The following is a 16,554-nucleotide window of genomic DNA, read 5'->3' as shown; positions in this document are numbered from 1 at the left end:
TATGTACTGCGTACATTCACATCGTGTACGTCGTCAACAGCACAAGGGAGCACCGGCATGAAGGTTCTGGTTTCCGGCGCGAGCATCGGCGGGCCCGTCCTCGCCCACTGGCTGCGGCGGTACGGCTGCGACGTGACGGTCGTCGAGCGGGCGCCCGCCCCCCGCAAGGGCGGACAGGCGGTCGACATCAGGGGCGCGGCCATCACGGTGATCGCGAGAATGGGCCTCCTCGACCAGGTCAGAGCCCGCAGGACGACCATGCGCGGCATGTCCATGGTCGACGGCGACGGCAACGAGATCATGCGCAGCACCGAGGGCACGCTCAGCGGCGGCAGCTTCGACAGCCCGGACGTCGAGATCACGCGCGACGACCTGAACGAGGTCCTCCTCGGCGCCACCGACGCCGGCTACCGTTACGGCGACTCGATCGCCGCCCTCGCCCAGGACGCCCGGGGCGTGGACGTGACGTTCGAGAGCGGCGAGCAAGAGCGCTACGACCACGTGTTCGGTGCGGACGGCCTGCACTCCAACGTCAGGCGCCTGGTCTTCGGCGAGGAGTCGGGGTTCGTCCACCACCTCGGCACGTACATCTCCTTCTTCACCGCCGACAACTTCCTCGGCCTCGACCACTGGCAGACCTGGCACAACGAGGACGGCATGGGAGCCGCGCTCTTCAACGACCACGACCCCGCCGTCATGCGGGTCGGCCTGGGCTTCTCCGCCGGCCCGATCGCCTACGACCACCGGGACACCGAGCGGCAGAAGCAGCTCGTCCAGGAGCGCTGCTCGGCCATGCGTTGGGAGGGGCCCCGGCTGCTGGAGGCCATGTGGAAGGCCGACGACTTCTATTTCGACGCGATGGCCCAGGTGAAGATGGAGCGCTGGTCGGCGGGGCGGGTCGCGCTCGTGGGCGACGCCGGCTACTGCCCCTCGCCGATGTCGGGGCAGGGCACGAGCCTGGCCGTCGTGGGGGCGTACGTGCTGGCTCAGGAGCTCGCCAGCAACCCTGAGACGGCCTGCGACCGGTACGAGGAGCGCATGCGCCCGTTCGTCGCCCGGAATCAGGAACTCGCCACGGAGAACCCCGGCCAGGGCGCCGCGCCGGAGAGCGTTCAGCGGGCGGCTACCAGCATCACGCTGGACTAACAGGTCCGAACCGATACGATTTGCCGCCATGACGGGTATCAGGCTCACGATGGCAGCCCTCGCGGCCACCACTCTGACGTTGACCGCAGCCCCCGCCATGGCGGCGGAGGCCGGGATCACGGACGAGGTGACGATGACCCTCGGCAAGGACGGCACCCTGCACGTGGTCGAGAAGATCGCGGGGGCGTCGGGGGGGCTCAAGCGCACGTTCATCACCAGGACCCGGTACGACGACGGCAACGACCGGCTCTACCAGATCTCCAACGTCAAAGGCGGCACGTACGCCGACGGCGTGCTCACCGTGACGGGCGGGACGGTCGAGTACGACGTCAAGGGCGCGGTGACGCCGTCCGGCAACGTCGAGGAGCTGCGCTGGTTCGCGGTGAACGGCTGGAACCAGCAGGTCGCCAAGGCGACGGTCAAGGTGAGCGGCCCCGGCCAGGTGCAGAACCTGTCCTGCTTCGCAGGCGAGCTGACCTCGGCGATCGGCTGCACCTCGGCGTCCATGGACCACACGGCCACCCAGGCGGACTTCGAGCAGGAGAACATCGCGCCGGGCGACGCCCTCACCGTGGTCGTCGGATACCCGAAGGGCTCCAGCACCGGGACCCCCATCCTGGAGAAGCGGTTCTCGCTGGCCGCCGCGTTCACCCTCGACCTCGTCACGGGCGGCGCCCTGGCCGCCCTGCTGGTCCTGCTGCTCGGCGGGTTCGGCCTGCTGTACTGGACCCGGGGCAGGGACGCCAGGGTCGCCGACCACGAGAAGGACTCCGTCAATCCCGTGCAGAACGGGCATTTCGCGCCGCCGGACGGCGTGCGTCCCGGCCAGATCGGCACGCTCGTCGACGAGCAGGCCGACGTGGTCGACGTGACGGCCACGATCGTGGACCTGGCGGTCCGCGGCTACCTGCGCATCGACGAGCAGCCCCGCCAGACGTACGACGCGCCCGACTGGATGCTCGTCAGGCTGCCCAGCGCGCCCGTCAACGCGCTCCTGCCGTACGAGCGGGCGCTCTACGACGCCATCTTCGACGGCCGTGACGCGGTGCTGCTGTCCCAGCTGTCCGGCTCGTTCACCAGCCACCTGGGCGAGGTGCGCGACGCGCTCTACGCGGACGTGGTCGAGCAGGGCTGGTTCGCCCGCCGCCCCGACACCGAGCGCACCAGGTGGACGACCATCGGCCTGGTGCTCATCGGCGCCGGCCTGCTGTCCACGGTGGCGCTGGCCTGGTTCACGACGTACGGGCTGCTCGGCCTGGCACTGATCATCGCGGGCGGCGCGCTGGCCGTCGGCGGGCAGTACATGCCGGCCAAGACCGCCAAGGGCTCGGCGGCCCTGGCGCACACCATGGGCTTTCGCGAATATCTCTTCTCCGGTGAGCTGGGCGACGTGCCCGAACAGCACAGGGTGGAGCTGTTCTCCCGCTACCTCCCCTACGCCGTGATCTTCGACGGGGTGGAACACTGGTCGCGCGTGGTGGCCTCGGTCACCGGCAACGGCCACCAGTCGGACAACCTCTACTGGTATCACGGCCCCGCCGAGTGGGACCTGTCCAAGTTCGCCGGCTCGATGCGCACGTTCACCACGACGACCTCCGGCGCCATCTCCGCCAGCCGCCAGTTCCGCACGCTCTGACGCGTACCGGACCGCGCACGCTCTGGCGGCGTGCCGGATCGCCACCTGCCTCAGCGCAGGCGGACCCGCAACTCGCCGACCGGGCGGCCGCCGCCGAGCACCGCGGGAGCGCCCAGCTCGGCCAGGTCGGGCGCGTCGAGGCCGAGCGAGCGCAGCGCCGCCACGGTGACGGCCACGCGGGCGCGCTGCGAACCGTCCTCGACCTTGACGGTGCCCGCCCGCCCGTCCTCGAACACGAACGCGTCGAACGCCTCCGCCCCCGCCTTCACCATGAGCCCGGGCAGCGCCCGCATGAGCGTGGCCTCGGGGCGGCCGGTGCCGGAGGTCCACTCGGGGTGGGCGCGCATCGCATCGAAGATCCTGCGTTCGTACGAGTCGGGAGACGACAGCGCGTACGCACGGAACGCCTTGGTCACCCCGAGCATCGAGACGTAGTGCAGCGGCGCCCCGCACCCGTCCACGCCGGTGGCCGCGATCCGCTCCCCGGTCAGCTCCTCCACCGTCTCGCGGATCGCACGCTGCAGCGGGTGCCTGGGTTCCAGGTAGGTCTCCGTCGGCCAGCCGTTCGCCACGCAGGTGGCCAGCATGGCGGCGTGCTTGCCCGAGCAGTTCATGTGGACGCGGCTCCGCTCGGTCACCGTCCTGTCGAACGGATGGTCCTCGGGGCAGCGCAGGGCCGTCTCCTCAAGCCCCGCCCCGGCGAGGATCTTCATGACGCCGTCGACGTGGAACGGCTCGCCCGAGTGGGAGGCGCAGGCCAGCGCGAGCAGCTCGCCCTCCAGCTCCAGGCCCGCGCGGAGCATGCCGAGCGCCTGCAGCGGCTTCAACGACGAGCGCGGCGAGGCCGGGACGTGCACCGCGCCGCGCGTCTCGATCAGGCGCCCTTCGGCGTCCACGGTCAGCATGCGCGCCTGGTGCGCGGACTCCACGAACCCCGACCGGACGACTTCCACAACCACCGACATGTCGCGACCCCTTTCGGGACGAGTCTACGGATGGTTCTTCCTGGTCCAGAATGGATGTCCATGCGAGCAGTCGTACAACGAGTGAGTTCGGCATCGGTGGAGGTCGACGGGCGGACGGTGGGGGCGGTCGCCGAGCCGGGCCTGCTCGTCCTGGTGGGCGTCACCCACACCGACACGCGCGCCGAGGCGGCCAGGCTCGCCGCCAAGCTGTGGGGCCTGCGCATCCTGCACGGCGAGAAGTCGTGCTCCGACGTGTCGGCGCCGCTCCTGGTGATCAGCCAGTTCACGCTGTACGGCGACGCGCGCAAGGGCCGGCGGCCCACCTGGCAGACCGCGGCCCCAGGACCGGTCGCCGAGCCGCTGGTGGAGGCCGTCGTCACCGAGCTGCGCGCGCTGGGCGCCCACGTGGAGACGGGGATCTTCGGCGCCGACATGAAGGTGTCGCTCGTCAACGACGGCCCGATCACGCTCGTGCTGGAGGTCTGAGAGCCTCAGCCTCCCGAGCGGCGGACCCGCCGACGTCCGGGGTTCAGCGGATCCGGCGGCGCAGCGACGGGTCGATGGTGACGTTGCGGCCCGCGTCAGGCGGCACGATGATCTCCTGCGTGGCGGCCACCCCGCCGGCCAGCAGCGGCGCGTCCACCGGCACGGTGCGTTTGACCACGGCCAGCGCGATCGGGCCGAGCTCGTGGTGGCGCGCCGCCGTGCCGACGACGCCGATCTCCTGGCTCTCGAAGATCACCGGGGCGCCGTGCGGGGGCAACGTGTCGACGCTGCCGTCGAGGTGGAGGAAGACCAGGCGGCGCGGCGGATGCCCCAGGTTGTGCACGCGTGCCACGGTCTCCTGGCCGCGGTAGCAGCCCTTGGTCAGGTGGACGGCCGCGCCGATCCAGCCCACCTCGTGGGGGATGGTCTTGTGGTCGGTCTCGAACCCCAGCCGCGGCCGGCCCGCCTCGATCCTGAGCGCCTCATAGGCCCACAATCCGGCCACCGGCCTGCCCAGGTGCTCGGGCAGCTCGGCCCGCGGCACCAGGAAGTCCTCGCCGGCCGTGGACAGCACAGCCAGGTCGTCGACCCGCGACACCTCGACGCGCAGCATGAAGCGCATCCGGTCGAGATAGTCGATCAGACTCTGGGCGGTGCCCGGCTCGACGTGGGCGAGCACGCTCTCGCCGTCGTCGACCAGCGTCAGGTGGTGCTGGACGCGGCCCTGCAGGTCGAGGTCGAGCGTCTGGGTCCATTCGCCGGGGGTCAGCGCGTCGAGCTTCTGCGAGGTCAGGTCGTTGAGCCATTTCAGCCGGTCGGCGCCCGAGACGCGGATCACCTCGCGGTTGCTGCGGTCGACGACCGCCTCGCCCTTGGCCAGCGCGCGCTGCTCGGCGAACAGGTCGCCGTAGTGGGCGGCTACGTCGGAGTCCGGCTCGTCGGCGGGGACGGCGCCGGGAAGGTCGAGCAGAGGGCTACGCATGCCCTCCAGGCTATCGGCAGTTGCGGCAGCGCCCGAAGACGGTCAGGTGGTGCACGTCGGCGACGAACCCCAGCTCCTCGTCCAGCCCCTTGACCAGCCCGTCGGCCATCTCGGGACGCACCTCGATCACCTCGTCGCAGCCCCGGCACACCAGGTGCACGTGGTCGGCCTCGGCGGCCAGGTGGTAGGTCGGCGCACCGTGGCCGAGATGGGTGTGGGTGACCAGGCCGAGCTCTTCGAGCAGCTCCAGCGTGCGGTAGACCGTCGAGATGTTGACGCCGCGGGCCGTTTCACGGACCTTGCCGCAGATCTCCTCCGGTGTGGCGTGCATCAGCTCCTTGATCGCCTCGAGGACGAGCTGGCGCTGGGGAGTCACCCGGTAGCCCTTGGCGCGGAGTTGCTCGTGCCACTGCGTCTCCGTCATGTCCCGAGTGTAAGGCGCGTGGCCGCTGGCTGCGGGCGGACGGCCGGACGGGGCCGGACGATATTCGCTTGCCCCTGCCGAGCCGGAGCACATAGCTTCGTTGGTACGCGGAAAGGAGGTGGTCCAAACAATGGTGATTCATAGTTGGGCTAGCGAGGTGGTTGTCCGCTAGCGCTGCGGACTTGTTGTCTCGTGGCGTTCGCGAATACGAGACAACCACCGGGGCCCCTGGCAGCCGGAGGGCGGGATGTGTCATCCCGACCATGGTCCATCCGGCCCGCCTGCTCGGCAGGCGGAGCGTCGCCCGGGGCCCTTCTTCATGTCCGGACCCGGTTCGCCCGGGTCAGTGCGACCCCCGGGCCGGGATGCCCAGCTTGTCGCACGCGTCGCGATAGAGGCGGACGACGGCCATCCGCACCTGGGAGCGCTCGGTCAGCGTCTCGCCCCACGGCACCCGCACCCGCTCGCCGCCGTCCACCGTGAACTCGATGCCCTCGGCGTCGACGTCGCTCGTCACGGCGGTGGTCGCCTCCGGCCGGCCCGCGAGCCCGCGTACGATGATCAGCGCGTCGTCGGGGTGGTCGTCGTTCATGTGACTCTTGATCGCCTGAACGGCGGCGGGAGTGAATGGCGTGCTCATCGCCTCAAGCTACCTTCTTCAGCTCGGCGGACATGTGGTCCGTGAGCGGGTGTCCGACGGCGGCCATCTCGTAAGCCCACATGAGGTTGCCGTTGACGAGCCCGTAGAGCCGGTGACCCGCGGTGTACTCCTTCGCCGAGGAGGTGCGCGCGACCACGTCGGTGTACAGCTCGATCTTGTTGAAGACGACCTCGCCGAGGTAGATCTCGACGATGCCGGTGGGGTGCGACAGCACCACCTCGACCTGCCTGTCGGGCTGCGGCCGCCAGTAGCCCGACTCCGTGGCCAGCGGCCTGACCCGGTTGCCCGCGTCGTCGAGCAGCCACGTGCGGCTCACGTACGTCAGGAACGGCTTGCCGTTGTGCCCGAACTCGATCTCCTGCCCGAAGTTGAAGCTCTCGATCGTCGGATAGCCGCCCACGCCGGCGCCTTCCCACCGCCCCAGCAGGAACGCGATCGGCTCCAGGTCGGGGTGCACCTCAGGTTCTTCCATGCTCGGTAGTTTAGGGTGACGGGCATGGCACGATCTCTGGTGATCAAGGTGACCGCGGGAGCCGACGCGCCCGAGCGCTGCAACCAGGCGTTCACGGTGGCGGCCGCCGCGCTCGCGAGCGGGGTCCCCGTTTCCCTCTGGCTGACCGGCGAGGCGTCGTGGTTCGCGCTGCCGGGGCGGGCCAAGGAGTTCAGCCTGCCACACGCCGCGTCCCTCAGCGACCTGCTCGACGCCGTGCTGGCCGGCGGCCGGGTGACGCTCTGCACGCAGTGCGCCGCCCGCAGGGAGATCACCGTCGACGACCTCATCGACGGGGTGCGCATCGCCGGGGCTCCGGCGTTCGTCGAGGAGGCGGTCGCCGAGGGCGCCCAGGCCCTCGTCTACTGACCGCTGCCCGCGGGGAGCGGCTCGCCGGTCTCCAGCAGGGTCTTGAGGCTGGAGACCAGCTCGGGCCAGCCTTCGCTGACGGCGTCGCGCACGACGCTGTCCGGCGGGAAGCCGCCGTGCACGACGGTCAGCTTTACCATCTCGCCGGCCTGCTCGACCTCGAAGGTCACCGTTGACCTGGGCTCCGCGGCCATCGCGGCGCGGCTCTCGCCGCTCAGGCCGACACTTTCCGCGAACTCCGGCGTGAAGGTGTGCCAGGTGTAGGCCAGCCGGCGCGGCGGGTCGGCCTCCAGCACGACCTGTCCGGGGTCCTCCATCGTGACGCCGAGCTGTTTCCAGGTCACGGTCGATCCGGCCGTCCAGTCCGATTCGAGCTCGACGCCCCAGTAGCGCTTGGTGAAGGCGGGCTCGGTCAACGCCTGCCAGAGGCGTTCTGGCGTGGTCCTGATGTATGTCGTGTAGACGAAGTCGTGGCTCGTCACGGGGGTGTCCTCCAATGCCGTCTTGAGGTCGGTCAGGGCGCCGGCCCGGTGGCGGTCGTACCTGTTGATCCAGCGGTCGGCGAGCGCGTTGATCGGCACGGCGTTGAGGTAGTGCAGCTTCTCCCGGCCGCGCCACACCGTGGTCACCAGGTTGGCCGCCTCCAGCACGGCCAGATGCTTGCTGACCGACTGCCTGGCCATGTCGAGTTCGGCGCACAGCTCGCGCAGGGTCTGCCCGCTGCGCGCGTTGAGACTGTCCAGCAACCTGCGCCGCCCGGGGTCGGCCAGCGCCTTGAACACCTCGTCCATGTTCCGCCGCCCCACATTCGTGCAGCCCGTTGGCTGCCTTTTTACGATAGGCAGCCAACGGGCTGCATGTCAATGGCCGAGCACGCGGCGCAGCGCCCTCAGGACGGAGGTCAGCCCGGCAGGACGGCCGCGAGGCGTTCCTGGCGGAGGGCTTCGTAGCGGGAGTCGTCGAGCGGCGCCAGATCGCCCACGCACCACGACAGCAGCAGGTCGGCCAGCGCCGGGTTGCGGGCCAGGGCGGGCCCGTGGAGGTAGGTGCCGACCACGTGCCCGGTGTAGCAGCCTTCGAAGCCGTCACCGTTGCCGGTGCCCACCAGCGTCTTGGACAGGGGCTTGACCCCCGGACCGAGGTGGGTGACGCCCATGTGGTTCTCGAAGCCGGTCAGCGTGGGCAGGTTGAGCGCGGCGTCGACCTCCGCCACCAGCTCGCCCACCGCCCGCGCGGGCCCGCGGGAGCTGGAGAGGTCGAGCAGCCCGATGCCGTCCACCGGCTGGCCTTCCTCGCCGCCGAACGTGCTGCCCATGATCTGGTAGCCGGCGCAGACCGCCAGCAGGACCGCGCCGCCGGCGATGGCGCGGTGCAGGCCGCCGTCCCTGCGCAGGCGCTCGGCGGCCAGGATCTGGGGGCGGTCCTCGCCGCCGCCGATGAGGTAGAGGTCACCGGTCTCCGGGACCGGATCGGCCGAGCGTACGTGGACCGTCTCCGTCTCGATGCCCCGCAGCTGCGCCCGCCGCTCCAGGACGAGCACGTTGCCCTGGTCGCCGTAGGTGCTCAGCAGGTCAGGGTAGATCCAGACGATACGCAGGGCGCTGTCAGACGGCACGACCGAACTCCGATCGGATCTGCTGGAAGGCGGTGTAGTTGGCGATCACGTCGACCCGGCCGGGCGGCTGCATGGCCAGCGCCTCGGTGAACGTGTCGCACAGCGTGAACGGCACGTCGGCCACGTCGAGCCGGAGCGCCAGGTCGAGGCGGCGCTGGCCGGTGACGAACACGGGCCGGCCGCGCAGGATGCGGTAGTCGACGTCCCACAACCACGAGGTGTCGCGGCCGTCGGGACCTTGGGCGTTGACCGACAGGATGATCGGCAGCTGCGGGTCGGCGACGTCGAACGCCTCCAGCCAGCCCGCCGGGTTCTTCGACAGCAGCAGCCGCGCGTAACGGCCGTCACGCTCGACCGTGGTGTAGCGGCCCGCGACCGAGGTGACCTCGCGCAGCCGGGGCAGCGCCCGCTCCACCGGCACCCCGAACGCGTCGGCCACCGCCAGCGCCATCACGGCGTTGGAGCGGTTGGCCGCGCCGGGCAGCTGGATGTCGAGCAACCACCGCTCGCCGTCAGGGCCGACTGCCATGTCGTCGTCGACCGCCCACTGCGGCTCCGGCCGGTGGAACGTGCACTCACGGCACGCCCAGTCGGCGTCCTTGCGGTCGAGCGGGCCGCCGCACTCGGGGCAGCACCAGGAATCTTCCTTCCACCGCTGGCCCCCGGCGACCCACGTGACCTTGGCGGCCGTGGAGGCGCCCCAGGTGACGAGCGGGTCGTCGCAGTTGGCGATGACGTGGGTGGGCTTGCCCGACAGCGCCCTGCGCCACTTCTGCGCGAGCAGCCAGATCTCGGCGGCGCGGTCCATCTGGTCGCGGCTGAGGTTCATCAGGCAGACGACGCCCGCCCCGGTGGTGTCGAGCACCTCGGGCAGGTATTTCTCGTCGACTTCGAGCACGCCGTAGGGGGCGCCCTTGTGCTGGGAGAGCGCCGAGACGTGGCCGGCCGGCATGTTGGCGCCGAACGCGTTGGTGGCCACCTCTCCGAACTCCAGAAGCGCCGAGGTGACCAGCCTGGTCGTGGTCGTCTTGCCGTTGGTCGCGCTGATCAGCGCCAGCTTGCGGTCGCGGGCCAGCTTGCGCAGCAGGTCGGGCTCGAGCAGCAGCCCGACCCGGCCGCCGATCACCGAGCCGTCACCGCGCCCCGTCATCCTGGACAGCGTGGCGGCACTGCGGCCCAGGGCACTGGCGAGCTGCGCCCGCAGAGGAAGCTGGGTCATGTGCATGGATCCTAGTCGTGGTTGGCCCCTTCGCCCGCCCACGCGGCGGAAAACGCGGCCCGGCAGCACACCTCAGGGGGTCGGGACCGGAGCGGGTGACGCGGCCGGCGGTTCGGCGAAGGCGATCTCCGGGACGCCGCCGTGGTCGAACGGCAACACGAAGCGGCGCGGCCACGACAGCACCCCTTCCAGCCATCCGGCCCCCATCGTCTGCGCGACGTGCCGGAGCCGGGCCGACGACTCGATGCCGATGGCGACCGTCATGACGTCCCGCTGCACGGACTCGTTCTCGTCGTCCCCGAGGATCACCCGCCAGGCCAGCTCCCGGTTGCGGTCCACCTCCATCGACAGCGGGTGGTGGCGCAGCGCCTTGGCCCGGTGGCCGAGCAGCTCGGTCGGCGCGAGGTCGCCGACGCCGTTGCCGTTCGGCTGGCGGAAGAGGGCGTACTCCATGGGCGGCGCCGGGGTGCGCAGGTCGGGAGCCGGGCGGCCGTACGGGAAGAGCCGGTCGACCTCGTGCAGCCAGCGCACCTGCGGGATGACCCACGACGCCCCCGGCCGTTCGCCGCCGTTGTCGAGCGCGGACAGCAGCCGCGTGGCCGTCTCCGCGGCCTTCTCCGTCAGCAGCGCCGGGTCGAACCAGCTCCGCAGCGACCAGGCGCGCCGCTGCACCGAGCGCTCGACCAGGGTGGCCAGCAGGCACTCCCTGCGCCGCGCCGGCAGGTCGGCCCAGACGGCCGACAGCGCGCGCGGCACGCCGGGCAGCGGCCGGTTGCTGACGAACGCGAGGACGACCGTCTCGCACCAGATGCGCAACCAGGCCCACTCGGGCGCGTCGGCGAGCACGTCGGCCTCCCGCAGCTCGACCAGCGTGCACGCCTGCCCGGTGCGGCACTGCTTGCCGCAGGCCGCCGACCTGCGGCCGCGGATGGGCGGCGGCGGTCCCGGCAGGACCTTCTCCCTGGACTCCCCCAGCGGCACGCGCACCCGCAGCGGCCGGTCCATGCCGTCCGCGAAGACGGCGGCCGAACCGGGCTGCAGGGAGACCACGTGACGGGACTGCTCGTCGCTGAGGTTCATGGCGGCGCCGACGAGCTTCCTGTCGTCCTCGGCGGGCAGCCGGTGCACGACCTTCAGCGCGGTGTTCTTGACGACGTCGGAGATGAGCTTGGTCGGGATCTGCTCGGCGACCACGATGCCCTCGCCGTACGCCCTGATCTCGGCGAGCAGGCCGGCCAGCAGCTCGACGGCGTGGGTGGAGGCCCGGCCGTGGCCGCGGTCGCGCAGCAGCCGGTGCGCCTCCTCGATCACGATGACGTGCCGCAGCTCGGGCGACTTCTCCCGCCTGGCCCGCATGCGCAGGTGCTCGACGATCCTGATGATCAGCGTGCCCATGAGGAACGCCTTGTCCTCGTCGTTGGCGACGTCCTCGATGGCCAGCACGACGTCGCGCTCCAGCAGGCCGCCGATGTCGGCGGGGTGGCCGCCCTCGAAGAAGCGGCCGGCCGAGCCGACGCGCAGCGAGCGCAGCCGCAGCGAGATGAAGCCCTCGACGTCGGCCTGGACCTCGCGGCCGTAGCCGATCTCCTTGATGACGTCCATGGCGTGCTGCTGGAGTTGTTCGAGGGTGGGGACGCTGGGCGGGACGTTCGCGCCGGGGACGGCGCCGCCCGTGACGACGTCCCAGCCGGTGGCCTCGTAGACGCGCTGCAGGGCCAGCGACATGATCTGCGGGAACGGCTCCTCGGCGTCGAACGCCGCCATGAACAGCGCCCTGACCATGTCGATGTGGGCCTGGACGGGGTAGCCGGGCTCGGGTTCGAGCGGGTTGATGCTGAACGGCACGCCGTCGGGCGCCGACGGGTTGATCACTGTGAGGGGGTCGTCGATCCGGCCGGCCATGGCGGCGTACTCGGACTTGGCCGGCTCGATGGCCAGCCAGGGGATGCGGGCCCTGCTGAGCTGCTCCAGCAGGTGCCTGACGGTCTGCGACTTGCCGGAGCCGGTCGCGCCCGTGATGAACGCGTGCCGGTTGAGCGTGGCCAGCGGCACCTGGAACGTGCCGACGCCCCTGTCCTGACCGTCGAGGATCTCGCCCAGCTCCAGCTCACCCGCGTCGGCCTCGGACGTCACGTCGAAGAAGCCCGAGTCGAGCACGCGCACCCCCGGCACCTCCCGCCGGGGCAGCCCGGCCAGCGCGGCCAGCGCCCCCGCGGTCGCGGCGAACGGGGCCGCGGCCCCGTCGGCCGGGTCCTGCATGGTGATGGCGAGGGCCTCCGACAGCGCGTGGACGGCGCCGTGCGAGCTGCGCAGCCGGTACGGGTGGTGGCTCATCTCGACGGACCCGACGAGCACGGGCGCGATCTGCCGCAGCTCGTCCGCGGTGGCGCCGCCGGCCAGCACGCGCACGTTCCAGAGCCCCGCCTCGCGGAAGGCGTCCAGTTCCTGCATGCGGCGCTCGGCGCGCTCGGCGTCGAAGCGGGAGCGCTCGGAGGCGTCGCCGTACTGCCTGAGCACGTTGAGCTGGGTACGCAGGTGCGCCACCTCGGCGTCGAGCAGGTCGGTCGGCTCGGCCACCACCAGCCACGCGAAGGGCCGCGACATCAGCGTCACCAGCGTCGACTCGAACAACGTCGGCCGTTTCAGCTCGTCGGGGTCGAGCTCGGAGAGCTCCCGCCCCCTGCCGCCCAGCGGGGGCGCCTGCCGCCCCGGGCACGGCGTCCACACCAGGTCCGCCAGATCGGCGAGGTACTCCTCGTCGAGCTGCACGCCGCGCGCCCCGCCAGGGAACAGCAGCGGTTGTGGCCCGCTCGGCCGGCCGGGCGCGTCGGTGGACCTGCGCGGCTGACGCGGCGGCGAGAGCGGCCCCGCGTTCGTGATGAGTTCCAGCGGTGCTCCGGACCCTCTGGACAGCCACCCGATGACGAACGGCCGGTCGCGCTGCGCCGCCGACAGCACCGCGGGAAGCACGGTGACGAAATCCCATTCCGCCGACGAGCTTCGCGAGGGTGCTGCGATCGACTGGATTCGGTACCAGGGTCCGCTCAGCGAGACGCTCGGCTGCATTTCATTCCCCCACAGACGGTTCTTTGTTAAATTCCGTCAACCGTCAGCTCGTCGCCTTGACATTGACCATGTCATTGCCTGCCCTTGCGCCAGTCCAGGCGTGGCGGTGGTGGTCCGAGGTTCGGAGGGGGCTCTCCGTCGCCGTCCTGGGCGCTGGGGTCGAGCGCGAGCACGGCGTCGCGTACGTGCTCCAGCTCGCCGAGCGTGGTCTTGGGAAAGGCCAGGATGGCCGGGTTGGCGTCGGCGAGGCGGACGCGCCTGCCCTGGGCGGTCGCGTCCGTGACGATCACGGACGTCGTGGGCAGCTGCTGGAGCTGGTGCGGCTCGACCAGGAACTCGCGCGAGCGCTGCAGCACCCGCTCCTTCTCCGAGATCTTGTCGGCGGTCCTGCCCCACTCGGTCGACTCCGTGATGTCGCCGGCGAGGTCGTGGCTCTCGTCGCGGTCGTCCCTGGCGTCCTCCACCTGCGCGACCGTGGAGATGTAGCCGCCGTTGAGCCCCGGCAGCGAGTCGCTGATCGTCTCGGTGAGCTGTGCCAGCTCCAGCCGGTGCTCGGTGCCGACGTGCTCGCTGGCGACCCGGGCGTCCTCGGCGTTGCCGAGCCGCATGAACGCCACCGCGGCGTGCCCGCGGCCCAGCCGCTCGCGTACGGCCGGCGTGAGCGACCTGTACGTCAGCACGAGCCCCGTACGCGAGGTCTCGCAGGCGTCCATCAGCCGGTCGAGCACGTCGCCCCTCAGCTTGTCCGCGCCCGCCACGATGATCGTGTGGTACCAGGGCCGGTCGGAGGCGGGCGACTGGCGCAGGATGTGGGTGAGCGCGGTGGCCACGTACGTGCCGAGCACCCGGTTGCCGAACATGCCCGCCTGGCGGTCCATGCTCACCACGCGGAGCCTGGCGGGCGGCAGGCGTACGGCCTCCGTGCCGAGCGACTCCAGCTTGCGCAACTGCGACTCCAGCGCCCAGGCCCGCTCGATCACCACGCGGTCGCTCACCCCGCGGCCGAACAGCGTGCCGATGCGCTCCAGCTGCGTCGCGGTGATCAGCCCGAACCTCAGGTCGTCGCGCGGGTCGCCCACCTGCGCCAGCGCCCGCAGCGCGGCCGTGACCTGGCTGATCGTGGCGTTCTCCCCGAGCACCTCGAGCACCCGCTCCAGGATCGCGTTGTCGAAGCTGAGGTCGCGCGTGCTGCGGTGCTCCTCGCTCACGCTCACCACGTGCGCCAGCACGTCGGCGAACGCCTCGGGCTTGAGCGTGGCGCCCAGGTCGAGCTTGGCCAGGTCGACGGGGAGCACCCAGACCAGCGGGTCGTCGCCGCCCTTGCGGGCCAGCTCGATCAGGTCCTTGGCGATCGCGCCCTCGGACAGGTCGAGCACGGTCAGGTGGCCGCCGCTGTAGAGGCGGGTAGCCCCGAGCAGGGTGACCAGCGCCGACCACCCGGGTAACGTGCCGCCCGCCACGTCGATGCGGTCGAGCTCGTCGGGCACGGCGACGGCGTACCAAGTGAGCTGCTTGTCGTGGCGGTCCTTCTGCTCCTGCCACTCGCGGTAGCGCTGGGCGTGCTCCTCCTGCGCGCGGAACAGCTCCCTGTCGCGTTCGCGGCGCTGGCGCTCGTCCTCGGCCTGCTGCTCGAGCACCCGGTGTTTCACCGCCCTGTCGCCCTGCAGCAGCGCGAACGTGCAGATGCCCGCCACTCCGCCGGCGGCGACCAGGCCGAGCAGCGCGAACGACCACGCGAGGTAGCCCGCCACCGCGGCGGCCAGGATCAGCGCGACCACCACCAGCATGGACCTGCGGAAGCGGCGTACGGGCAGGTTGAGCATGTCCTCCTGGCGGCGCTCGCGGCGCAGGAGTTCGAGCCGGGCGGGGTCGTCCTCTCCGGCGGTGGGCTGATCCTCGACGGGGGACGGACGCTTCGGGGGCGGGCCCGGGTCGGGATGCAGCAGGATGTACTGCCAGCCCAGGTAGATGCGGTCCGCCTGGAGCTGGGCATGCTCGGGATGCACGTCCGCCACGTGACCCTCCGGCCGCCGATATGTCATTTGGAGTTGGGGTCATCCCTTTCCGTTCCGTGCCAGCGTATGAGTTACAACCCCCGCAGGGGCAGGGTTTCTCGGCAATTCGACCACTCCGATGGGAGCATTGCGGCAGATGAGACAAGCGAGACCTATTACCATCCTTATTCATGACGGAACCCTCCGGCGGCAGCAGTGACAGGCCCAGACGCCCCGTAATGGTGCCCGCACTCGCGCTGACGGCCTTCACGGCCGTCGGCATCACCGCCCTGCTCGGCGGTCTGCGCGAGGCCCCGGAAGAGCCGGAGGCGCTGGGCCCCGGCGCGGTGATCGACCAAGGCCAGTTCGTCACCAAGGTCGTCGGGTCCCGCGTGACGGTGGAGCGCGCCCGGAACCGGTTCGAAGAGGACAAGCGGTTCGTGGACGTGGTCTTCGACGTCAAGAACAACGGCGACGAGACCGCCCCGGTCGGTGTTCCACCCCAGAAGATCGAGTCCGCCTTCACCCTCGCGTCCTTCGCCGGCTCGCTCGTCAAGATCGACCCCGTCTTCCCCCAGGACGCCGGCCCCTACGTCTTCGCCAGGAGCAAGGGAGACGAGACCCGCCAGCTCCACCCCGGGATCACCAGCGAGGTCGTGCTTCGCTACCGGCTCAAGGACACCGAACAGCCGCCGCAGAAGATCACCCTCGACGTGGCCGCCTTCGAGTGGGAACCCGACTTCAACAACGTCACCCCGCGCTGGAAGATGGTCGCCACCGATGTAGGCGACAAGTGGCTTCCCGAGATCAAAGCCCGGGTGACCCTGTCGGTCAAGGAAGGTGACGCAGCGTGACCGACACGCAGCAAAGATCATCCGTGCCGCCCGCCCGCCGCGGCCGGCGAGCCGGACGCCGGCCCGCCGGCACCTCGCGGCTGCTCAGCGCCCTCGTCGGGCTCGCGCTGGCCGGGGCCGCCATCATGCTGCAGACCGCCTACCTCGACGAGGGCGAGCTGAACCTGCCGCTGACCTACGTGGGCGACAAGGGCGAGGACGTGGACGCCAAGCGGTTCACGGTGCGGGTCGACTCGTACGTGACCGCCAAGTCGATCCAGAGCGACAGCAACGAGACCATCGGCACCGACCACCTCTTCCTCGTCGTCAACGCCTCGGCCAAATCCAGCCTCAAGCCGTACAAGCTGGGACAGCCCGTGCTGATGACCGAGGACGGCAAGAAGTTCAGCGCCACCGACCGGGTGGACAGCTCGCAGACCCTCTCGAACGTGTGGGTGCAGCCGGACATCTGGGTCAGCGGCCGCTACTTCTTCGAGGTGCCGGCGTCGGCGCTGCCCGGAGCGCGGGTCGTGTTCGCGATGCCCCCGACCTTCATCGTGGAGTCGTACCAGCCCGAGGTCGAGGTGGACCTCGGCCTGGACGAGGCGGCCGCGCGCAAGCTCGCCGCCTCGCCCCAGGACGTCTTCTCGACGGCCAAGAAGTGAGCG

The 16,554-nt window shown here is 70.9% G+C and carries 16 protein-coding genes; 6 read left to right on the top strand and 10 right to left on the bottom strand.

The features are described from left to right. Positions 1–57: 57 nt before the first annotated feature. Positions 58–1,146: an FAD-dependent monooxygenase gene (locus ACTWPV_RS31960; protein ID WP_443154632.1), complete on the top strand. Its 1,089-nt coding sequence runs from the start codon at positions 58–60 to the stop codon at positions 1,144–1,146. A 28-nt stretch (positions 1,147–1,174) separates the two neighbouring features. Beyond that, a complete protein-coding gene (locus tag ACTWPV_RS31955) occupies positions 1,175–2,782 on the top strand; it encodes a DUF2207 domain-containing protein (protein ID WP_443154631.1) in 1,608 nt (535 codons plus the stop codon). A 50-nt stretch (positions 2,783–2,832) separates the two neighbouring features. Here the strand turns inward: ACTWPV_RS31955 and ACTWPV_RS31950 are convergent, their stop codons facing one another. Beyond that, entirely contained in the window at positions 2,833–3,747 is a 915-nt protein-coding gene (locus ACTWPV_RS31950) for an asparaginase (RefSeq protein ID WP_347649706.1), read from the bottom strand. A 60-nt stretch (positions 3,748–3,807) separates the two neighbouring features. Between ACTWPV_RS31950 and dtd the strand changes: the two genes are divergently transcribed. Beyond that, positions 3,808–4,233 carry a D-aminoacyl-tRNA deacylase gene (dtd, locus tag ACTWPV_RS31945; RefSeq protein WP_443154630.1) on the top strand — a complete coding sequence of 142 codons (426 nt, stop codon included), beginning with the start codon at positions 3,808–3,810 and terminating at the stop codon, positions 4,231–4,233. A 43-nt stretch (positions 4,234–4,276) separates the two neighbouring features. Here dtd and ygfZ read toward each other — a convergent pair whose 3' ends face one another. From ygfZ to ACTWPV_RS31925, 4 genes are all read right to left on the bottom strand, one after another. Next, positions 4,277–5,215, bottom strand: a complete 939-nt coding sequence (gene ygfZ / locus ACTWPV_RS31940; RefSeq protein ID WP_443154629.1) for a CAF17-like 4Fe-4S cluster assembly/insertion protein YgfZ — start codon at positions 5,213–5,215, stop codon at positions 4,277–4,279. Positions 5,216–5,225: 10 nt separating this feature from the next. Further along, positions 5,226–5,639, bottom strand: coding sequence for a Fur family transcriptional regulator (locus tag ACTWPV_RS31935; protein ID WP_347649709.1), 414 nt, complete (start codon positions 5,637–5,639; stop codon positions 5,226–5,228). 343 nt (positions 5,640–5,982) lie between these two features. After that, positions 5,983–6,279, bottom strand: a complete 297-nt coding sequence (locus tag ACTWPV_RS31930; RefSeq protein ID WP_347649710.1) for a DUF2470 domain-containing protein — start codon at positions 6,277–6,279, stop codon at positions 5,983–5,985. 4 nt (positions 6,280–6,283) lie between these two features. Beyond that, complete coding sequence (locus ACTWPV_RS31925; protein ID WP_347616930.1) at positions 6,284–6,772, bottom strand: FABP family protein; 489 nt, start codon at positions 6,770–6,772, stop codon at positions 6,284–6,286. A gap of 24 nt (positions 6,773–6,796) precedes the next feature. Between ACTWPV_RS31925 and ACTWPV_RS31920 the strand changes: the two genes are divergently transcribed. After that, positions 6,797–7,159, top strand: coding sequence for a DsrE family protein (locus tag ACTWPV_RS31920; protein WP_347616931.1), 363 nt, complete (start codon positions 6,797–6,799; stop codon positions 7,157–7,159). Here the strand turns inward: ACTWPV_RS31920 and ACTWPV_RS31915 are convergent. The 5 genes from ACTWPV_RS31915 to ACTWPV_RS31895 form a co-directional block, all read right to left on the bottom strand. Further along, positions 7,153–7,950 (bottom strand): ArsR/SmtB family transcription factor, encoded by a 798-nt coding sequence (locus ACTWPV_RS31915; protein WP_443154628.1) that lies wholly within the window; start codon positions 7,948–7,950, stop codon positions 7,153–7,155. The genes ACTWPV_RS31920 and ACTWPV_RS31915 overlap by 7 nt on opposite strands. Before the next feature lie 110 nt (positions 7,951–8,060). Continuing rightward, positions 8,061–8,774, bottom strand: a complete 714-nt coding sequence (locus tag ACTWPV_RS31910; RefSeq protein ID WP_347649712.1) for a type 1 glutamine amidotransferase — start codon at positions 8,772–8,774, stop codon at positions 8,061–8,063. Beyond that, positions 8,764–9,993, bottom strand: coding sequence for a MurT ligase domain-containing protein (locus ACTWPV_RS31905; RefSeq protein WP_443154627.1), 1,230 nt, complete (start codon positions 9,991–9,993; stop codon positions 8,764–8,766). The genes ACTWPV_RS31910 and ACTWPV_RS31905 overlap by 11 nt, the downstream gene beginning before the upstream one ends. A gap of 72 nt (positions 9,994–10,065) precedes the next feature. After that, on the bottom strand, positions 10,066–12,963 hold the full coding sequence (locus ACTWPV_RS31900) for an ATP-binding protein (protein ID WP_443154626.1): 2,898 nt from the start codon (positions 12,961–12,963) through the stop codon (positions 10,066–10,068). Between the two features lie 167 nt (positions 12,964–13,130). After that, entirely contained in the window at positions 13,131–15,074 is a 1,944-nt protein-coding gene (locus tag ACTWPV_RS31895; RefSeq protein ID WP_347649715.1) for a hypothetical protein, read from the bottom strand. Between the two features lie 170 nt (positions 15,075–15,244). Between ACTWPV_RS31895 and ACTWPV_RS31890 the strand changes: the two genes are divergently transcribed. Both ACTWPV_RS31890 and ACTWPV_RS31885 read left to right on the top strand, forming a co-directional pair. After that, positions 15,245–15,907, top strand: a complete 663-nt coding sequence (locus ACTWPV_RS31890) for a hypothetical protein (RefSeq protein ID WP_443154625.1) — start codon at positions 15,245–15,247, stop codon at positions 15,905–15,907. Then, positions 15,904–16,551 (top strand): hypothetical protein, encoded by a 648-nt coding sequence (locus ACTWPV_RS31885; RefSeq protein WP_443154624.1) that lies wholly within the window; start codon positions 15,904–15,906, stop codon positions 16,549–16,551. The genes ACTWPV_RS31890 and ACTWPV_RS31885 overlap by 4 nt, the downstream gene beginning before the upstream one ends. The last annotated feature ends 3 nt before the right edge of the window (positions 16,552–16,554 follow it).

It is taken from the genome of Nonomuraea sp. KM88, assembly GCF_052245635.1.
Taxonomy (GTDB): Bacteria; Actinomycetota; Actinomycetes; order Streptosporangiales; family Streptosporangiaceae; genus Nonomuraea.
The sequence above is the reverse complement of the archived record's forward strand: the minus strand, read 5'-3'. Positions and strand labels throughout refer to the sequence as shown.

Excerpts from the sequence above, each read along its gene's own strand:
- ACTWPV_RS31950 (WP_347649706.1), bottom strand. The coding sequence starts at position 3,747 with ATGTCGGTGGTTGTGGAAGTCGTCCGGTCGGGGTTCGTGGAGTCCGCG.
- ACTWPV_RS31925 (WP_347616930.1), bottom strand. The coding sequence starts at position 6,772 with ATGGAAGAACCTGAGGTGCACCCCGACCTGGAGCCGATCGCGTTCCTG.
- ACTWPV_RS31955 (WP_443154631.1), top strand. The coding sequence starts at position 1,175 with ATGACGGGTATCAGGCTCACGATGGCAGCCCTCGCGGCCACCACTCTG.
- ACTWPV_RS31930 (WP_347649710.1), bottom strand. The coding sequence starts at position 6,279 with ATGAGCACGCCATTCACTCCCGCCGCCGTTCAGGCGATCAAGAGTCAC.
- ACTWPV_RS31905 (WP_443154627.1), bottom strand. The coding sequence starts at position 9,993 with ATGACCCAGCTTCCTCTGCGGGCGCAGCTCGCCAGTGCCCTGGGCCGC.
- ygfZ (WP_443154629.1), bottom strand. The coding sequence starts at position 5,215 with ATGCGTAGCCCTCTGCTCGACCTTCCCGGCGCCGTCCCCGCCGACGAG.
- dtd (WP_443154630.1), top strand. The coding sequence starts at position 3,808 with ATGCGAGCAGTCGTACAACGAGTGAGTTCGGCATCGGTGGAGGTCGAC.
- ACTWPV_RS31890 (WP_443154625.1), top strand. The coding sequence starts at position 15,245 with ATGACGGAACCCTCCGGCGGCAGCAGTGACAGGCCCAGACGCCCCGTA.
- ACTWPV_RS31935 (WP_347649709.1), bottom strand. The coding sequence starts at position 5,639 with ATGACGGAGACGCAGTGGCACGAGCAACTCCGCGCCAAGGGCTACCGG.
- ACTWPV_RS31960 (WP_443154632.1), top strand. The coding sequence starts at position 58 with ATGAAGGTTCTGGTTTCCGGCGCGAGCATCGGCGGGCCCGTCCTCGCC.
- ACTWPV_RS31915 (WP_443154628.1), bottom strand. The coding sequence starts at position 7,950 with ATGGACGAGGTGTTCAAGGCGCTGGCCGACCCCGGGCGGCGCAGGTTG.
- ACTWPV_RS31920 (WP_347616931.1), top strand. The coding sequence starts at position 6,797 with ATGGCACGATCTCTGGTGATCAAGGTGACCGCGGGAGCCGACGCGCCC.